At 61.1% G+C, this 19,123-nt stretch carries 16 protein-coding genes; 14 read left to right on the top strand and 2 right to left on the bottom strand.

Going from position 1 to position 19,123, the window contains the following annotated elements; genetic code table 11:
* Positions 1 to 70 precede the first annotated feature (70 nt).
* The 8 genes from dusB (at position 71) to hflX (ending at position 10,789) form a co-directional block, all read left to right on the top strand.
* Positions 71 to 1,096 carry a tRNA dihydrouridine synthase DusB gene (dusB, locus tag BM413_RS12785; protein WP_091913701.1) on the top strand — a complete coding sequence of 342 codons (1,026 nt, stop codon included), beginning with the start codon at positions 71 to 73 and terminating at the stop codon, positions 1,094 to 1,096.
* Positions 1,093 to 2,232, top strand: a complete 1,140-nt coding sequence (locus BM413_RS12780) for a two-component system sensor histidine kinase NtrB (RefSeq protein ID WP_091913700.1) — start codon at positions 1,093 to 1,095, stop codon at positions 2,230 to 2,232. The genes dusB and BM413_RS12780 overlap by 4 nt, the downstream gene beginning before the upstream one ends.
* Positions 2,229 to 3,686: a nitrogen regulation protein NR(I) gene (gene ntrC / locus BM413_RS12775; protein WP_091913699.1), complete on the top strand. Its 1,458-nt coding sequence runs from the start codon at positions 2,229 to 2,231 to the stop codon at positions 3,684 to 3,686. The genes BM413_RS12780 and ntrC overlap by 4 nt, the downstream gene beginning before the upstream one ends.
* Before the next feature lie 120 nt (positions 3,687 to 3,806).
* A complete protein-coding gene (locus tag BM413_RS12770) occupies positions 3,807 to 6,092 on the top strand; it encodes a sensor histidine kinase NtrY-like (protein WP_091913698.1) in 2,286 nt (761 codons plus the stop codon).
* Entirely contained in the window at positions 6,082 to 7,446 is a 1,365-nt protein-coding gene (locus tag BM413_RS12765; protein ID WP_091913697.1) for a nitrogen assimilation response regulator NtrX, read from the top strand. Before BM413_RS12770 ends, BM413_RS12765 begins: the two co-directional genes overlap by 11 nt.
* 35 nt (positions 7,447 to 7,481) lie before the next feature.
* Positions 7,482 to 8,858 (top strand): Trk system potassium transporter TrkA, encoded by a 1,377-nt coding sequence (gene trkA / locus BM413_RS12760; protein ID WP_091913696.1) that lies wholly within the window; start codon positions 7,482 to 7,484, stop codon positions 8,856 to 8,858.
* Between the two features lie 287 nt (positions 8,859 to 9,145).
* Entirely contained in the window at positions 9,146 to 9,394 is a 249-nt protein-coding gene (hfq, locus tag BM413_RS12755) for an RNA chaperone Hfq (RefSeq protein WP_091913695.1), read from the top strand.
* 96 nt (positions 9,395 to 9,490) lie between these two features.
* Positions 9,491 to 10,789 carry a GTPase HflX gene (gene hflX, locus BM413_RS12750; RefSeq protein ID WP_244537855.1) on the top strand — a complete coding sequence of 433 codons (1,299 nt, stop codon included), beginning with the start codon at positions 9,491 to 9,493 and terminating at the stop codon, positions 10,787 to 10,789.
* Positions 10,790 to 10,795: 6 nt separating this feature from the next.
* Here the strand turns inward: hflX and mazG are convergent, their stop codons facing one another.
* The gene (gene mazG, locus BM413_RS12745; protein WP_091913693.1) at positions 10,796 to 11,620 is read right to left on the bottom strand and encodes a nucleoside triphosphate pyrophosphohydrolase; all 825 of its coding nucleotides are present in this window, start codon (positions 11,618 to 11,620) and stop codon (positions 10,796 to 10,798) included.
* Between the two features lie 70 nt (positions 11,621 to 11,690).
* Positions 11,691 to 12,740 carry a LacI family transcriptional regulator gene (locus BM413_RS12740; RefSeq protein WP_091913692.1) on the bottom strand — a complete coding sequence of 350 codons (1,050 nt, stop codon included), beginning with the start codon at positions 12,738 to 12,740 and terminating at the stop codon, positions 11,691 to 11,693.
* 246 nt (positions 12,741 to 12,986) lie between these two features.
* On the opposite strand from BM413_RS12740, the gene BM413_RS12735 reads away from it, so the two are divergent.
* The 6 genes from BM413_RS12735 (at position 12,987) to BM413_RS12710 (ending at position 19,067) form a co-directional block, all read left to right on the top strand.
* A complete protein-coding gene (locus BM413_RS12735) occupies positions 12,987 to 14,240 on the top strand; it encodes an ABC transporter substrate-binding protein (protein ID WP_091913742.1) in 1,254 nt (417 codons plus the stop codon).
* A gap of 84 nt (positions 14,241 to 14,324) precedes the next feature.
* Positions 14,325 to 15,278 (top strand): carbohydrate ABC transporter permease, encoded by a 954-nt coding sequence (locus BM413_RS12730; protein WP_091913691.1) that lies wholly within the window; start codon positions 14,325 to 14,327, stop codon positions 15,276 to 15,278.
* Positions 15,275 to 16,219 carry a carbohydrate ABC transporter permease gene (locus BM413_RS12725; RefSeq protein ID WP_091913690.1) on the top strand — a complete coding sequence of 315 codons (945 nt, stop codon included), beginning with the start codon at positions 15,275 to 15,277 and terminating at the stop codon, positions 16,217 to 16,219. Before BM413_RS12730 ends, BM413_RS12725 begins: the two co-directional genes overlap by 4 nt.
* Before the next feature lie 3 nt (positions 16,220 to 16,222).
* Positions 16,223 to 17,338 carry an ABC transporter ATP-binding protein gene (gene ugpC / locus BM413_RS12720; protein WP_091913689.1) on the top strand — a complete coding sequence of 372 codons (1,116 nt, stop codon included), beginning with the start codon at positions 16,223 to 16,225 and terminating at the stop codon, positions 17,336 to 17,338.
* A gap of 11 nt (positions 17,339 to 17,349) precedes the next feature.
* Positions 17,350 to 18,381, top strand: coding sequence for an aldose epimerase family protein (locus BM413_RS12715; RefSeq protein ID WP_139238581.1), 1,032 nt, complete (start codon positions 17,350 to 17,352; stop codon positions 18,379 to 18,381).
* Positions 18,378 to 19,067 (top strand): D-lyxose/D-mannose family sugar isomerase, encoded by a 690-nt coding sequence (locus tag BM413_RS12710; protein WP_091913687.1) that lies wholly within the window; start codon positions 18,378 to 18,380, stop codon positions 19,065 to 19,067. The genes BM413_RS12715 and BM413_RS12710 overlap by 4 nt, the downstream gene beginning before the upstream one ends.
* Positions 19,068 to 19,123 lie beyond the last annotated feature (56 nt).

The following is a 19,123-nucleotide window of genomic DNA, read 5'->3' as shown; positions in this document are numbered from 1 at the left end:
TTCAGCGTTGCATGCGCAGCCAAAACTGGCTAGAGAATGTGCAACAAGAAGGATTGCTTGGTATTTGTGCATGCCTGATTTCACGGACCTTGCCAAACCGCTCGAAATCGGTGGCGTCAAAATCCGCAATCGCGTTTTTCTCGCGCCGATGTCCGGTGTCACGGATTTGCCGTTCCGTGAGCGCGCCTACGCGCATGGGGCAGGGCTCGTCGTCTCCGAAATGGTAGCCAGCGGCGAACTGGCTAAAGGCCATGCCGAGTCAGCGCGGCGCATACGGCATTCGGGATTGCCGGTACACATGGTCCAGCTTGCCGGCCGCGAGGCTGTGCACATGGCCGAAGGCGCGCGGATAGCGGCGGGCGAGGGCGCTGATATCGTCGATATCAATATGGGCTGCCCGGCCAAGAAGGTCACCGGCGGTTATTCCGGCTCGGCACTGATGCGTGATCTCGACCATGCGCTGACGCTGATCGAGGCGGTCGTCGGCGCTGTCGATGTGCCGGTTACGGTGAAGATGCGCCTCGGCTGGGACGAAAGCGCGCTCAACGCGCCGATCCTTGCGCGCCGGGCGGAGCAGGCCGGCGTGAAAATGGTCACCATCCATGGCCGCACCCGCTGCCAGTTCTACCAGGGCAAAGCCGACTGGCGGGCAATTGCGCGCGTCAAGGCAGCCGTATCCATACCCGTTGTCGCCAATGGCGACGTCTGCACAGCCGCCGACGCAGCCGGCATTCTGGCGCAATCCGGCGCCGATGCCGTAATGGTCGGGCGCGGAAGCTATGGCGCGCCGTGGGCCGCGGGAGCGATTGCTGCGGCAGCGGCAAACATTGGCGGGCCGGGGCTGCCGCAAACATCCGAACAGCTGGCCGACTATGTGATCGCGCACTACGAGGACATGCTGGCGCATTACGGCGTGGAAAGCGGCCTGCGTCAGGCCAGAAAGCATCTTGGCTGGTATCTGGATCGCCATGCCGACGGCCTTGTGGCAGAGCTGCGGGCGAAAATCCTGACATCCTTCGACCCGGCGATCGTAATCGCGACATTGAGACAGGCTTTCACGGCGCAAGCCGAGATGCCTGCGAGGAACGCTGCATGAGCATAATGGACACACCGGTGAGCGCTGCGGATGCGGCACAGATCGTGCTGAACACGATCCGCCGACCGGTCGTCATGATCGCGCCGGACGATTTTATCTCCTACGCCAACGCCGATGCTGAGGACTTCTTCCGCTCCAGCGCAACCGTGCTGGCGCGCAACACGCTGGCGCGGTTCGTGCCTTTCGGCAGCCCGATCCTGGCGCTGGTCGAGCAGGTTCGTGAACGGCGCGCGCCGGTCAACGAGTACAGGGTCGACGTGTCTTCGCCGCGCCTCGGCATTGAAAAGGTGGTCGACATCTATGTCGCGCCGGTGCCGGAACTGCCGGGCTCGGTCGTCGTGATGTTCCAGGAACGCTCGATGGCCGACAAGATCGACCGGCAGATGACGCATCGCGGGGCAGCGCGCTCCGTGACCGGGCTGGCGGCGATGCTGGCGCATGAGATCAAGAACCCGCTGTCGGGCATTCGCGGCGCGGCCCAGCTTCTCGAGACGGCGGTATCGGATGAGGATCGCGCCTTGACGCGGCTGATCACCGACGAGACCGACCGCATCGTTTCGCTGGTCGACCGCATGGAGGTCTTTTCCGACGAGCGCCCGATCGACCGCTACCCGGTGAATATTCACATTGTCCTCGACCATGTGAAGGCGCTGGCCAAGAACGGTTTTGCAAACAAGATCAATATATTGGAAGAGTATGATCCTTCACTGCCTTCGGTCTTTGCTAATCGGGATCAGCTCATTCAGGTCTTCCTTAATCTGATCAAGAACGCGGCCGAAGCCATAGGCTCGAAGCCGGACGGTGAAATCACGCTCTCCACCGCTTTCCGCCCCGGCATGCGCGTTTCGGTGGCGGGATCGCAGGATCGCGTTTCGCTGCCGTTGGAGTTCTGCGTTCACGACAACGGGCCGGGCGTATCGGAAGACATACTGCCGATCCTGTTCGATCCCTTCATCACAACCAAGCCGAACGGCTCGGGTCTCGGTCTGGCGCTGGTCGCCAAGATCGTCGGCGAGCATGGCGGCATCATCGAATGCGAATCCACCCCGCGCGGCACGACGTTTCGTGTGCTGATGCCGGCGTGGAAGGAAACGGCGCCGCACCATGACGGCGCAAGCGAAGGACACCGGAAATGACGGTCCGCGGCAATATTCTCGTAGCGGACGACGACGCCGCCATCCGCACCGTGCTCAATCAGGCGCTGTCGCGCTTCGGGCATGAAGTTCGCGTCACCTCCAACGCCGCAACCTTGTGGCGCTGGGTGGCGGCGGGCGAGGGCGATCTGGTTATCACCGACGTGGTGATGCCCGACGAAAACGCCTTCGACATGCTGCCGCGCATCAAGAAGGCGCGGCCAGAACTGCCGGTCATCGTCATGAGCGCGCAGAACACCTTCATGACCGCCATCCGCGCCTCGGAGACCGGCGCTTACGAATATCTGCCCAAGCCGTTCGACCTCACCGAACTCCTCAACATCGTCAACCGCGCCCTGTCGGAGCCCAAGCGGCCGAAGATCGAGCCGCGGCATGAAGACCAGCCGGAGACGATGCCGCTGGTCGGGCGTTCGGCGGCCATGCAGGACATCTACCGCATGCTCGCCCGCATGATGCAGACCGACCTGACGGTGATGATTTCCGGCGAATCGGGCACCGGCAAGGAACTGGTGGCGCGGGCGCTGCATGAATATGGCCGTCGCCGTAACGGACCTTTCGTGGCCATCAACATGGCCGCCATCCCGCGCGACCTGATCGAATCGGAACTGTTCGGGCACGAGAAAGGCGCCTTCACCGGCGCGCAGAACCGTTCGACCGGACGCTTCGAGCAGGCAGAGGGCGGCACGCTGTTCCTTGATGAGATCGGCGACATGCCGATGGAGGCGCAGACGAGGCTGCTGCGCGTGCTGCAGCAGGGCGAATACACGACTGTCGGTGGCCGCACCCCGATCAAGACGGATGTGCGCATCGTCGCCGCGACCAACAAGGATCTGCGCACGCTGATCAATCAAGGGTTGTTTCGTGAAGATCTTTTCTACCGCTTGAACGTCGTGCCACTAAGGCTTCCGGCGCTGCGTGAGCGCTCGGAGGACATTCCCGACCTCGTCCGGCACTTCTTCAAGCAGGGCGAAAGCGAAGGCTTGCAGGTCAAGCGCATTTCGAGCGGCGGTCTCGAACTGATGAAGCGCTACCCATGGCCGGGCAATGTGCGCGAACTGGAAAATCTGGTTCGCCGGCTGGCCGCACTTTACGCGCAGGACGAAATCTCGCCCGAGATCATCGAGACCGAACTGAAATCCGGCGACCAGCAGACGATGAGCGGCGGTACTCTCGTTCCCGACGATCTGTCGATCGGGCAGGCCGTCGAGCATTTCCTGCAGCGGTATTTTGCCTCCTTCGGTGGCGAATTGCCGCCGCCAGGGCTCTATCAGCGCATTCTTGCCGAGGTCGAGTTCCCGCTTGTGCTGGCATCGATGACGGCTACCCGCGGCAATCAGATCAAGGCCGCGGAATTGCTGGGGTTGAACCGCAATACGCTGCGCAAGAAAATCCGCGAACTCGGCGTCAACGTCTACCGGGCTTCCAAGCAGGGATGATTTCGCGGTGGATTTCCGCCGCAATCGCGTCAAACATTACCACTGCCGCCACTTTTGTTGCATAATCGCCACAATGTGTTGCATAGATTCAACGCAATTGTAGGCTTTGCAAGCGGCGGCATGACGACTCAGAGTTCAATATTCTCGCGATCTGTCTTCCCGGCAGCGCGCGCAGACGGCAGGCGGCTTCTGGCTTTGCCCGGCGTCATAGCCGTGGTCGGCGCCCTGCTGACCGCAGCGGTGTCGTTCGCCATCCTGGTCGGTGCGACCCCGCTTACGCCCAATCCGACGACGACGCTGATTCTCATTGGCGCCAATGCTGCGTTCATCCTGTTCCTTGCCGCGCTGGTGGTGCGCGAGGTTCACCGCATTCTCAATGCGCGTCGGACCGGCAAGGCGGCGTCACGCCTTCATGTGCGCATTGTCACGATGTTCGCGCTGGTTGCAGCGGTGCCCGCACTTGCGGTGGCCATCATTGCCTCGATCACGCTGAACATCGGCCTCGATCGCTGGTTCGAAATCCGCACCAAGACGATCGTCAATTCCTCGCTCTCGATCGCCGACGCCTATGTCCTGGAAAACGGCCGCAATCTCATGGGCACGACGCTGTCGATGGCCTACGACCTCGACAATGCAAGAGCGCTCTACAGCCTCGACCGGACAGGCTTTCGCAATTTCATGAGCCAGCAGGCCGCCGGCCGTTCGCTGGCACATGCAGCACTGATCAAGGCGGACGGATCGTTTGTGATGACGGCGGAGACGACCGCCGATTTTCCCATGCCGGAGCCGCCGCCCGGAGCGGCGGCAGAGGCAAATGAAACGCCGCAGATGATCGAGCCGCGCACCCGCAACATCGTCGGGGCAATCATAAAGCTGAAGGAGATCGAAGGGGTCTACCTTTACACGATCCGCCTCGTCGATCCGGAGGTCATCAAGGCCCGGGAAATCGTGCGCGCCAACACCGACGAGTATCGCGGCTTGGAAGTAAACCGCCGCACCTCGCAGGTAGCACTCGCGCTTCCTTATCTGTCGCTCACGCTGATCGTCGTTCTGTCGGCTATCTGGACCGGTATCGCGGTCGCGGATCGCCTCGTACGTCCGATCCGGCAATTGATCGGTGCTGCCGACGATGTCTCCACCGGCAATCTCGATGTTTCCGTGCCAGTGCGTCAGTCCGATGGCGATGTTGCCTCGCTGGGTGACACGTTCAACAAGATGATCCTGCAGCTCAAGTCGCAGCGTAACGAAATCCTGCAAGCCAAGGATCTGGTGGACGAGAGGCGGCGTTTTTCCGAAGCCGTTCTATCCGGCGTGACGGCCGGCGTCATCGGCGTTGATCCATACGGCATCGTGACCATCGTCAATCGCTCCGCCGAAACCATGCTGGCGATATCGGCCGAAACCTCGATGGGTCAGAACCTGTCCGCCATTCTGCCGCATGTCGGCCGCGTCTTCGAAATCTGCCGCAGCTCAGGCCGTCCTGCATATCGGGAGCAGGTAACGTTCTATCGCGCCGGCGCGGAACGTACCTTCAATGTGCAGGTGACGATCGAAGAAGACGACAACGAGCATGGCGAGAAATCCTACGTCGTGACCGTCGATGACATTACCGACTTGATGCAGGCGCAGCGCACATCTGCCTGGGCCGATGTCGCGCGGCGCATCGCCCATGAAATCAAGAACCCGCTGACCCCGATCCAGCTCTCTGCCGAGCGCATCAAGCGCCGCTACGGCAAGGTCATCACCGAGGATCGCGAGGTTTTCGATCAGTGCACCGACACGATCATCCGGCAGGTCGGCGATATCGGCCGAATGGTCGACGAATTCTCCGCCTTCGCGCGCATGCCGAAACCGGAAATGCGGAACATTGACCTGCGCGAAGCGCTGCATGAAGCCTCTTTCCTGGTCGAGGTCAGCCGTTCCGATATCGCTTTCGAGCGTGATTTCGGCAGCGAGTCGCTGAAGGGCACTTTCGACAGCCGCCTTCTGTCCCAGGCATTCGGCAACGTCATCAAGAATGCGGCCGAGGCGATCGAATCCACGGAGCGGGAGGGTAATGAACCGGGGGTCATCCGGATACAGGCGCAGCGCCAGGGCGCGATGATTCGCGTCGACGTGATCGACAACGGAAAGGGCCTGCCACGCGAGAATCGCCAACGGCTTCTTGAGCCCTATATGACCACACGTGAAAAAGGTACCGGCCTTGGCCTCGCGATCGTCAAGAAGATCATCGAGGACCATGGCGGGCAATTGGAACTTCATGACGCACCCGCCGATTTCCACGGCGGGCGCGGCGCGATGATCAGCATTCTGCTTCCTTCCGTCACCGAAGCTTCGGCTAAGGGGCAAGGTGGCGGGAACGTTGAAAACGAACGAGAAACTGAAAAGGTCGATAATGGCGTCTGACATTCTCATCGTCGATGACGAAGAAGATATCCGCGAACTTGTCGCCGGAATTTTGAGCGACGAGGGTCATGAAACCCGAACGGCCCACGATGCCGACAGCGCACTTGCGTCTATTGCCGATCGCGTGCCGAGGCTGGTGTTCCTCGACATCTGGCTGCAGGGTTCGCGCCTCGACGGTCTGGCTTTGCTTGATCAGATCAAGGTGATGCACCCAAGCCTCCCGGTCGTGATGATATCGGGCCATGGCAATATCGAGACCGCGGTGTCGGCGATAAGGCGCGGCGCCTATGACTTCATCGAAAAGCCGTTCAAGGCCGACCGGCTGATCCTGATCGCCGAACGCGCGCTCGAAACATCGAAGCTCAAACGCGAAGTTTCCGAACTGAAGATGCGCAGCGGCGAATCCTTCGACCTGATCGGCATGTCTTCAGCCATGAGCCAGTTGCGGCAGACGATCGAGCGCGTCGCTCCCACCAACAGCCGCGTCATGATCATCGGCCCCTCGGGTTCCGGCAAGGAGCAGGCGGCCCGCGCCATCCATGCGCTTTCAGCGCGCAAGACCGGCCCCTTCGTTTCGGTGAATTCGGCAACGATCACGCCCGAACGCATGGAGGTCGAGCTGTTCGGCACGGAATCGAATGGCGGTGGTGAGCGCAAGGTGGGCGCGCTGGAGGAAGCCCATCGCGGCATCCTGTATCTCGACGAAGTGGCCGACATGCCGCGCGAAACGCAGAGCAAGATCCTGCGCGTGCTTGTCGATCAGCAGTTCGAGCGGGTAGGGGGCACCAAGCGAGTCAAGGTCGACGTGCGCATCATCTCCTCTACCGCCCAGAACCTTGAAGGCATGATCGCCGAGGGACGTTTCCGCGAGGATCTCTATCACCGTCTGGCCGTGGTTCCTGTCCATGTTCCGGGTCTCGCCGAGCGTCGCGAGGACATTCCCTATCTGGTGGACGGCTTCATCAAGCAGATCGCGCGGCAGGCCGGCATCAAGCCGCGCCGTATCGGCGATGACGCCATGGCGGTGCTGCAGGCGCACAACTGGCCGGGCAATGTGCGCCAGCTTCGCAACAACATCGAACGCCTGATGATTCTGGTTCGCGCCGACGATGTCGACGCGCCGATTACGGCCGACCTCCTGCCTTCGGAGATCGGAGACGTCATGCCGCGGGCGCCCAATCAGTCCGACCAGCACATCATGGCGCTGCCGCTGCGCGAAGCGCGTGAAATGTTCGAGAAGGAATATCTGATCGCGCAGATAAACCGTTTCGGCGGCAACATCTCGCGCACGGCCGAGTTCATTGGTATGGAGCGATCGGCACTTCACCGAAAACTCAAATCGCTCGGGGTCTAAGCGTGTTCGATCCACTAAACCGGCTGGCGCGCTAAATGCGCGTGATCATCTGCGGTGCGGGTCAGGTCGGCTACGGCATTGCCGAGCGCCTGGCCGCCGAGAAGAACGACGTTTCGATCATCGATACCGCGCCGGAACTCATTCAGGCGGTGCGCGATACGCTGGACGTGCGCGGCTTTGTCGGGCACGGCTCGCACCCCGAAGTGCTTGAAGCTGCCGGCGCGCAGAACGCCGACATGATCATCGCGGTTACGCTTCACGATGAGGTCAACATCGTCGCCTGCGAGGTGGCTCACGCATTGTTCAACGTGCCGATGAAGATCGCCCGCATTCGCGCGCAATCCTATCTCAAGCCGCATTATCAGGACCTGTTTTCGCGCGAGCATCTGCCGATCGACGTGATCATCTCGCCGGAGATGGAAGTCGGCGAAATGGTGCTGCGCCGCATCGCGCTGCCGGGTGCCACTGACGTCGTGCGCTTTGCCGAGAACAAGATCGCGATGGTGGCGATCGAATGCCTGGAGGACTGCCCGGTCGTGCATACGCCGCTGGCACAGTTGAGCGAGCTGTTTCCCGACCTGCTCTCGACCGTGGTTGGCGTCACCCGCGGCCAAAACCTGTTCATACCGCATTCGGCAGACCAGCTTTTGCCGGGCGATATCGCCTATGTCGTCACGCCAAAGGATCAGGTTCGCCGCACCCTGGGCCTTTTCGGGCATGATGAGGAGGAGGCGACGCGCATCGTTATCGCCGGCGGCGGCAATATCGGCCTGTATGTCGCCAAGACTATCGAGCAGCGCCAGAGCCGCACCAAGATCAAGATCATCGAGTCCACGCGCGAACGCGCCGTCACCGTTGCCGACCAGCTTCGGCGTACGGTTGTGCTGAATGGCAGCGCGCTTGACCAGAAGCTTCTGCTCGAGGCTGACATCCAGGATGCCGACCTGATGGTCGCGCTGACCAACAACGATCAGGTCAATATTCTGTCGAGCGTCATGGCCAAGCGGCTGGGCTGCAAGGCCAATCTGGTTCTGATCAACAATCCGGCCTACCAGGATCTTACCAAATCGCTCGGCATCGACGCCTACGTCAATCCGGGCTCGATAACGATCTCCCGCGTGCTGCAGCACGTCCGGCGCGGCCGTATCCGCGCCGTTCACAGCGTCCAGCGCGGTGCTGCCGAGATCATCGAAGCCGAAGCGCTCGAAACCTCGCCGCTCGTCGGCGGCTATCTGCGCGATCTCGACCTGCCGGATGGCATGCGCATCGGCGCCATTTATCGGGATGGACAGGTGCTGAAGCCGAACGGCGCGATGAGAATCAGGCCGAAGGATCGCGTCGTTATCTTCGCTCTCGCCGACGCCGTTCGGCATGTGGAGCAGATGTTTCGCGTCAGCCTCGAATTTTTTTGAAGTTTGCCGGCGATCGGCAATGTCGGCAAAAACGCTCTGAAATCGTTGCAATTTGCAATGTAGCGATCAACCTTCGGTGGTATGGCCTGTGCTTTCGCAGCATCAGGTGTTTTTGACGTTGCGGAAAAAAGGTTAGGCTGATAACGGCTTAGCAGGAATTTACTTCAATATGTCTCGTTCCGCTTGTCGTGGCTTACGACAAGGGGTGGTTTGCGCGCTTGACATGGGTCAATTATTTTGGCGCAGTGGCTCGCAAATCGACGGGGGATCGGCGAAAGATAAGAAAAATGGCGGAACGGTCGCAAAATCTTCAGGATCTATTCCTGAACTCGGTTCGGAAGAGCAAGAACCCACTTACAATCTTTTTGATCAACGGCGTAAAGCTGACCGGCGTGGTGACGTCGTTCGACAATTTCTGTGTGTTGCTGCGCCGCGACGGGCATTCCCAGCTCGTCTACAAACATGCGATTTCCACCATCATGCCGAGCCAGCCGGTTCAGATGTTCGATGGTGAGGAAAGCAACCAGGGCGCCTGATTGGCTCAAGAAAAACACGCCGGCAATGGGGCGCATAGATCACGGGCCGATGGCTCGGAGCGCTCCACTGCGGAAAAACCGACCAGCGCCGTCGTCATCGTGCCGGTGCTTTCACGCCAGCAGCGCAATGACGAGGACTCGAACCGTCCGCGCCTGATGCGCTCTGCCGAGGCGCGGCTGGAGGAAGCGGTCGGCCTGGCGCGCGCGATCGATCTAAATCCCGTGCACACCGCCATCGTCACCGTCAACGATCCGCGCCCGGCAACGCTGCTGGGCAGCGGCAAGGTGGAAGAACTTGCTGAAATCGTTGGCGAAACCCATGCCGACCTGGTCATTGTCGATCATCCGCTGACGCCGGTGCAGCAGCGCAATCTGGAAAAAGAGACCAACGCCAAGGTGCTCGACCGCACCGGGCTGATCCTCGAAATCTTCGGCCGGCGCGCGCGCACCAAGGAAGGCACGCTGCAGGTCGAGCTTGCCCATCTCAACTACCAGAAAGGCCGGCTGGTTCGCAGCTGGACCCACCTTGAGCGCCAGCGCGGCGGCGCGGGCTTCCTCGGCGGTCCCGGCGAAACGCAGATCGAATCGGACCGGCGCGCGCTGCAGGAAAAGATCATCAAGCTCAAACGCGAGCTTGAGACGGTCCGCAGGACCCGCGACCTTCACCGCGCCAAGCGCAAAAAGGTGCCGTTTCCGGTTGTCGCCATCGTCGGCTACACCAATGCCGGCAAGTCAACGCTGTTCAACCGGTTGACCGGAGCAGGCGTGCTTGCCGAGGACATGTTGTTTGCGACGCTCGATCCGACGCTGCGGCGCGTGCGACTGCCACATGGCACGCCGATCATCCTGTCCGATACGGTCGGCTTCATCTCCGATCTGCCGACCCATCTGATCGCGGCGTTTCGCGCCACGCTGGAAGAGGTGGTCGAGGCCGACCTGATCATCCACCTGCGCGACATATCCGATCCGGATACGGCGGCGCAGGCGGAAGATGTCGAGCATATTCTGGTCGATCTGGGCGTCGACGCCGCTGACAGCAAGCGCATCGTCGAAGTCTGGAACAAGATCGACAGGCTGGACGAGGGCAATCGCGAACGGCTGCTGGCCGAGAGCGCAAGCGGCAAGCCGGCTCCGCCCGTCGCAATTTCCGCCATCACCGGCGAGGGCATCGACGCGCTTGCGGCACTGATCGAAGAGCGGCTGTCGGGAGAACTGGAGCCGGTGAATGTGACATTGTCGCCGAGCCAGCTCGGCATGGTCGATTGGCTTTACCGCAATGGCGACATCGTCAAGCGGACGGACAATGAGGACGGCAGTGTGTCGATTTCGATGAAAGCCACCGCTGTCGCGCGCGACGAGATCGAAAGCAGATTGCGTCGTAAAAACAACGGGTAACGGCGCTTACTTTGTTTTCTTCGCCTGCTGCCAGAGCTCTTCCATTTCCTCCAGGCTGGCTGCCTCAAGGCTTCGTCCCGATGCGTTCAGGGCAGTCTCGACGTAATGGAAGCGGCTGCGGAATTTTTCATTGGTTCCGCTGAGCGCAGCCTCTGAATCGATCTTCAGGTGGCGGCCGAAATTGACCAGCGCGAATAGCACGTCGCCGAATTCATCCTTGATCGAAGCTTCGTCGGCATTGACCATCGCCTCGCGTAGCTCACCGATTTCCTCCTCGATCTTGTCGAGGATCGGCCCGGCTTCAACCCAGTCGAAGCCGACGCGCGCAGCTTTTTCCTGAAGCTTCAATGCGCGGGTGAGCGCCGGGAAGGCGACGGGGATGCCGTCGAGAAAACCGCTGCCGTGATCTTCCGCGTCAAGCCCGCGGGCGAGCCGCGCATTGCGCTTCTCGGCCTTTTCCTCGGCCTTGATCTTCTCCCACATGCCCTTGGCCATGCCGGCACTGCGCGCCTTGTCGTCGCCGAAGACATGCGGGTGGCGGCGGATCATCTTGGTGGTGATGGCCTCCACGACGTCGCCGAAGGAGAATTCGCCGGCCTCATTGGCCATCTGCGCGTGGTAAACAACCTGCAGCAGCAGGTCGCCGAGTTCCTGGCGCAGATCGTCGAAATCGGCCCTCGCGATCGCGTCGGCAACCTCATAGGCTTCCTCGATCGTGTATGGGGCGATCGTCTCGAAATTCTGCTCGATGTCCCACGGACACCCCGTTACCGGCGCGCGAAGCGCTGCCATGATTTCGATGAGGCGCGAAATGTCTTTGGATGGCTGCATGGAGTGATGCTAGCGCGTTGACGATATTGCCGACATGGGCCTTGCGATGCCCACGCGCATTGTCCACAGATCAGGCGTCGTTGCCGAAATTCAGCTTCGGCTGCTGCAGCAATTGGAGTTCGCCCAGATTGCGGTCGCCGATGGCATCCAGAAGCAGGCGCCCCATCTGCAGGCCCGCATCGGCAAGATCCTCATAGATGGTGTCGACCTGGGGGCGGATCAGGCTGAACAGGCCGGAAGTCTGCTTGGCAACGATGCCGACGTCCGTTCCGGGCCTGAGCCCGCGGTCGCTCAGCGCTGCCATGACTGCCAAAGCCGATACCTCGCCGCTGCAGACATAACCGTCTGGCGGGTTGGGTTGTGCCATTCGCGCAAACACCTGCGCCTTGATATCGGCGGACGTGCTGTCGAGGTCGATGCCTTCGGCAATCTCGAATTCGACGCCGCTTTCACGCACAGCCCGCATGAAGCCGTACTGGATGTGCTGGAAGAAAGTGAAGCGGCGCGGCGGCAGGATGATTGCCAGCCGCTTGCGACCCTTTTCGATCAGGCGTCTGGTCGCCTCATAGGCGAAGCTGAAATTGTCGTAGTCGACATATGGGTGAGGGGTGCCGAGTTCGGTGCGGCCGTGGCAGACGAACGGGAAGCCATGTTCGAGAAGCAATTTCACCCGCTCGTCGAAAGGCTCGGTGCGGGAGAAGATGATGCCGTCCGCCATGCGGTTGCGCAGGATGTACCGAATAGGGTCGATGCTCGGCACATTGGCGAAATGCGGCGTGATGACAAGATGGTAGGGCGTGCCGCGAAGCGCTGCTGTCAGGCCGCTGACCAGCGACGTGCCGAAGCCGAGGATTTCGTCGTGCGGATCGAGCACGAGCGAGATGACGTTGGTGCGCCCGGTGCGCAACCGCTGGGCGGCGCGATCGGGCAGGTAGCCGATCTCCTCGGCAACCCGCTGCACCTTCTCACGTGTTTCGAGCGCGATCTGCGGCGCGCCGCCGAGTGCACGCGATACGGTGGTGACGGCGAGCCCCGTTATCTCGGCGATCGTGCGAAGCGTCGGCTTGGCCGTGCCGGCATCGCCCGCGTCGCGTTTGCCGCTTCTGTCGGCACCGTCCATCGTCTCAGCCTTTCGATGCGCCGAAAACCGGCCAATTTATATCGTTATAAATGGAAATCAATACACTGAACAGTGGTGCTCGATATCTCGACAATCGTGAATAAACGGTGTTTTTTCAATGTGATGGCCCAACATTCGAACTCAATCGAACGAATGCCTTGACAGGGATGGGATTTATATCGTTATAAATTTGCAGCTGGCGCGATCAATCGCCAAGCCATCTGGGAGGATTCTATGTCACTGCGTATGGTTACGAAGCTCGCCGCGGGTGTGGCGCTGATTGCTTTAAGTCTTGGCGGCGCCAAAGCTGCCGACGTCAAGGAAGTCGAAATGCTGCATTGGTGGACGTCGGGCGGCGAAGCAGCTGCACTGAATGTCCTCAAGGGCGATCTGGCGAAGGAAGGTTACGCCTGGAAAGACGTGCCGGTGGCAGGCGGTGGCGGCGACGCTGCCATGACCGCGCTGAAGGCGATGGTCGCAGCTGGTACCTATCCGACCGCCTCGCAGATGCTCGGCTATACGGTGCTCGACTACGCACAGGCGGGCGTGATGGGCGACCTGACGGAGACCGCCGTCAAGGAAGGCTGGGACAAGTCGGTACCAGCGGCCCTGCAGAAATTCTCCGTCTATGACGGCAAGTGGGTGGCGGCTCCGGTCAACGTCCACTCGGTCAACTGGCTGTGGATCAACAAGGCGGTGATGGACAAGATCGGCGGCACCGAGCCGAAGACCTTCGACGAACTGATCGCGCTGCTCGACAAGGCCAAGGCTGCTGGTGTCATTCCGCTCGCGCTCGGTGGTCAGAACTGGCAGGAAGCCACCATGTTCGATTCGATCGTCCTGTCGACGGGCGGCCCCGAATTCTACAAGAAGGCGATGAACGACCTCGACGATGAATCGCTGAAGTCCGACACCATGAAGAAGTCCTTCGACAACCTTGCCAAGATCAAGGAATACGTCGATCCGAACTTCTCGGGCCGCGACTGGAACCTCGCCACCGCCATGGTCATCAAGGGCGACGCGCTCGTGCAGGTCATGGGCGACTGGGCCAAGGGCGAATTCGTTGCCGCCAAGAAAGCCCCGGACACCGACTTCTACTGCTATCGTTTCCCCGGCACGGACGGGAGCGTGATCTACAACTCCGACATGTTCGGCATGTTCAACGTTCCGGACGACCGCAAGGCAGCCCAGGTTGCGTTGGCAACCGCCACGCTGTCGAAGAGCTTCCAGTCGGCATTCAACGTCGTCAAGGGGTCGGTTCCGGCCCGTACCGACGTTCCGGATACCGACTTCGATGCCTGCGGCAAGAAGGGCATCGCCGACCTGAAGAAAGCCAATGACGGCGGCACGCTGTTCGGCTCGCTCGCCCAGGGCTATGGCGCACCGCCGGCAGTGGCCAACGCCTACAAGGACGTGGTCTCCAAATTCGTCCACGGCCAGATCACGACCTCCGAGCAGGCTGTCGAAGAGCTCGTGAAGGCGATCGACGACGCCAAGTAAGCCTTTGAACGACGAAGCCTCTCCCGCCACTGGCGGGGGAGGCACCGTCTCCGGATCAAAACGGCCCTGGGAGGGGACGGACCAATGAGCACGGTTGCCAAGACCGAGACAGACCTGACACCGGTGCACAGCACGCGAGTGTCCGGGCGGGCATGGTTGCAGGATGCGCTGCCCAAGCTCGTTCTGGCCCCGAGCTTTGCCGTCACGATTGTATTCGTCTACGGCTTCATTCTCTGGACGGTCTATCTGTCCTTCACCAATTCCAAGACATTCCCGTCCTACACGCTCACCGGCCCGCGCGCCTATCAGCGCCTCTGGCGTTGGACGTTCGAGAACGATCCGCCGTCGAGTTGGTATACGTCGATCACCAATATGGGAATTTTCGGTTTTCTCTATATCGGCATCTGCCTGGCGCTCGGGCTGTTCCTGGCGATCCTGCTCGACCAGAAGATTCGCGGCGAGGGCGTGCTCAGGCCGATCTACCTCTACCCGATGGCGCTGTCCTTCATCGTCACCGGCGTCGCCTGGAAATGGTTCCTCGACCCCGGGCTCGGCCTCGAGCAGACGCTGCATCAATGGGGCTGGACGAGCTTCCATTTCGACTGGATCAAGAACAAGGATTTCGTCATCTACACGGTGGTGATCGCCGGTGTCTGGCAGGCCTCGGGCTTCGTCATGGCGATGTTCCTGGCCGGCCTGCGCGGCATCGACGGCGAGATCATGAAAGCAGCGCAGATCGACGGCGCCTCGTCGTTCCAGCTCTACCGGCGCATCATCATCCCGATGCTGCGGCCGGTTTTCCTCTCGGCGTTCATTGTCCTGGCCCACCTCGCCATCAAATCCTACGATCTGGTGGTGGCGCTGACCAGCGGCGGGCCCGGCGGCTCGGCCTGGCTGCCCTCCAACTTCATGTATGAATACACGTTCAAGCGAAACGAGATGGCGGTCGGCTCTGCCAGCGCGGTGATCATGCTGATGACCCTCACCGCGATCATCGTTCCCTACCTCTATTCCGAACTGAAGGAGCGGCCGCGATGAGCGCCGCAGCCATTTCCGAACGGCCGAAAACCGGCGCGGGCGGTTCGCGGACGCTCAACCGCATCGTCATATATGGCCTGCTGGCGTTCTTTGCGCTGGTCTATCTGATGCCGCTGTTCGTCATGCTGGTCACTTCGTTCAAGACCATGGACGAAATCCAGAGCGGCAACATGCTCGCTTTGCCGCAATCGCCCACCTTCGAGCCATGGGTGAAAGCCTGGGGCGAGACCTGCGTTGGCCTGACCTGCGCCGGCATCAAGGGATATTTCTGGAACTCCATCAAGATGGTGGTTCCGGCAGTGCTGATCTCGACACTGCTCGGTGCGCTCAACGGCTATGTGCTGACCAAATGGCGCTTTCGCGGCGACACGCTGGTGTTCGGGCTGATGCTGTTTGCCTGCTTCATTCCGTTCCAGTCGGTGCTTTTGCCGATGGCGACGATACTGGGGAGCCTCGGCCGCTTCGGCATGACACTGCGCAACGCCACGGGCTTCTCGTTCGGCTTCGGCAATCCGACCGTCAACCTGGTTTTCGTGCATGTCGTCTACGGTCTCGGCTTCACGACGCTGTTCTTCCGCAATTATTACGAGGCGTTTCCGACCGAGCTGATCAAGGCCGCGCAGATCGATGGGGCGAGCTTCTTCCAGATTTTCCGGCGCATCATGCTGCCGAACTCGCTGCCGATCTTCGTCGTCACCGTGATCTACCAGTTCACCAACATCTGGAACGACTTCCTGTTCGCTTCCGCCTATGCCGGCACGGGCGACGCGATGCCGATGACGGTGGCGCTCAACAACGTCGTCAACACCTCGACCGGCGTCGTCGAATACAATGTCAACATGGCTGCGGCGATGATCGCAGCCCTTCCAACGCTGCTCGTCTACATTATCGCGGGACGCTATTTCGTGCGCGGGCTGATGGCCGGCGCGGTCAAGGGGTAAGGCATGGCGTTTCTCGAAATCCGCAATCTCGAAAAAACCTTCGGCAATGTGAAGGTGCTGAAGGGTATCGACCTGGAAATCGAGGAAGGCGGCTTCCTCGTGCTGGTCGGGCCGTCGGGTTGCGGCAAGTCCACGCTGCTCAATTCCATCGCCGGCCTTGAGACGACAACCGGCGGCACTATCAGCATCGGCGGCAAGGTGATCGACGGGCTGCATCCGTCGCAGCGCGACATCGCCATGGTGTTCCAGTCCTATGCGCTCTACCCGAACATGACCGTTGGCGGGAACATCGCCTTCGGCATGGAAATCCGCGGCGTGCCGAAACCGGAGCGCGACAAGGCGATCGCTCAAGTTGCCGACATGCTGCAGATCGGCCATCTGCTCGACCGCAAGCCGAGCCAGCTTTCCGGCGGCCAGCGCCAGCGCGTGGCGATCGGCCGGGCGCTGGTACGCGATCCGCAGGTGTTCCTGTTCGACGAACCGCTGTCGAACCTCGACGCCAAGCTGCGCGTCGACATGCGCACCGAGATCAAGCGGCTGCACCAGCGCATGGGTACCACCATCGTCTATGTCACCCACGACCAGATCGAGGCGATGACGCTGGCGACCAAGATCGCCGTGCTGAAAGACGGGCTGCTGCAGCAATCTGGCACGCCGGCCGAGATCTACAACAACCCGGCCAATCTGTTTGTTGCCGATTTCATGGGTTCGCCGGCGATGAACCTGATCCCGGTGACGATTACGAAGAACGGTTCGGGCGTGTCGATTTCGACCAATCGCGACGAGATGGAGCCCTTGGCGCTCGGCATTCCGAACGCGCCGGCGGGACTTGCCGCACATGACGGCAAGGAAGTGATCTTTGGCATTCGCCCCGAGGCGCTGACCGACCGCGATGGCGCCGACCGCAACGCGAAAAACATCGCCGAAAGCGAATGCCTGATCGAGGTTGTTGAGCCCGCTGGCTCCGACACATTTGCCGTCACCCGTCTTGGCAAGAAGCAGGTAACCGCGCGACTGCGCGCCGACGTCAGCGTGGTTGCAGGGCAGAAGACGAAACTGGCCTTCAATCTCGACAAGGCGGTGTTCTTCGACCCCGCCAACGGCCAACGGATACTCTGAGGAGAAAGCCGGTGTTGGCGCCCACCGATCAGGCCCTGTCAGGCGATGAATCCGCTCGATCTGCGGAGCGTTCTCGCTGGGCGCTGTCCTGGGATCGCGGCCATGGGGAAATCTTCGCCGTCGGCGGGTCTCTCCATCACCTGACGCTGGTTCTGGATGACGGCTCGTCTGTGACGCCCTTTGCCGAGGCGCCGTGGATCGATGATCCGGAAATAGCCGCCAACACGGACATTCCCGCTCACCTGCGCCAGCTTGGCGGAGAATGGGCCTGCGTGCCGTTCGGCAAGACGGCGCTCGACCCGCACCACCACGGCTATGCCACGGACAATGCCTGGCACGTCACGAGCGAAGCGCTGGGCGAGATCGCTCTGGCGATCGATTATCCACCGGATCATCCGATCAGGCGTGCGGAACGCCGCATTGCCGGTGGGTCGGGCAATGCAGCCGTCGAAATCACGCTGACGGTTGAAGCGCGGGCGGATTGTCTCCTGCCGGTCGGTCTCCATCCGATTTTTCGGATGCCGGAGCAGGGCAAGCGGCTGCTGCTTGATCCGGGTGTTTTCTCGCAAGGCTACACATTTCCTGAGCCCGTCGAACCGGGCGTGTCGCGCCTGACGCCCGGCATTGCCTTTGCCTCGCTCGAACGCGTTCCGCTGGAGGATGGCGGCTTTGCCGATCTTTCCAGTCAGCCAAGCGGTCTGGCCGAGGAGATCATTCAGATCGACGGTGTGTCCGGCAGGATGCAGCTTCTCTATCCCGACGATGGCTATCGCGTTCAACTCGACTGGAACCGAGACGATTTTCCCTCGGCATTGATCTGGATGTCCGATCGCGGGCGCAGCGCACCGCCCTGGTCGAACAGCTTTCGCGGTATCGGCATCGAGCCGGTGAACGCCTATTTCGACGACACGCGCTTTGCTTCCCACGCGCCTGACTGGCTGTCGCTCGGCAGGGCGTTTACCGCCGGCGAGCGGTGGACCACGCGCTGCAGGATTTCCGCGTCCAGACTGGATGCTTCGTCACATGAAGGAACTTCGACATGAAACGCTCCCGCATCAATGAGATCATCCGCGAGGGCGACGCCTTCATCCGCTCCTTCGGTTATGTCATGCCGCCCTTTGCCTATTGGTCGCCGGAGGAACTGAAGACGCGCCGGCCATCCGGCATCGTCGATTCACGCCTCGGTTGGGACATTACCGATTATGGGCAAGGCAAGTATGACGAGCTTGGCCTGTTCCTCTTCACCGTCCGCAATGGCCGCGCAGAGGATCTTACGCGCGGGACCGGCATGCTCTACGCCGAAAAGATCATGATCTCGCGCAAGGACCAGCTTTCGCCGATGCACCGCCATATCGTGAAGGCTGAGGACATCATCAACCGCGGCGGCGGCAAGCTCGTGCTGGAACTTTTCATGCCGGCCGAAGACGGTGGCATCGATCGCCACAAGGAAGTCGAGGTGCCAACCGACGGCGTGGTGAGAAAATTGCCGGCAGGGGGGCTGCTGAAGCTCGATCCGGGCGAGAGCGTAACGCTGCTGCCGGGCGTGTGGCACGCATTCTGGGGCGAGGGCGGCGATGTGCTGATCGGCGAAGTTTCGACCGTCAATGACGACCTCACCGACAACATCTTCGCCGACCCGATCGGCCGTTTTTCCAACATCGAGGAAGACGAAGCGGCGCTACGCCTGCTTGTCTCGGACTACGATCGGTTTATCGACGGAAAGGGCTGACGGCTAACGAACAAACGGCGGCCTCGCTTGACGCGAAGCCACTGTTTCTGTTTCAG

The organism is Mesorhizobium sp. YR577 (genome assembly GCF_900116595.1).
GTDB lineage: Bacteria > Pseudomonadota > Alphaproteobacteria > Rhizobiales > Rhizobiaceae > Mesorhizobium_M.
This window is presented reverse-complemented; position numbering and strand designations above follow the sequence as displayed.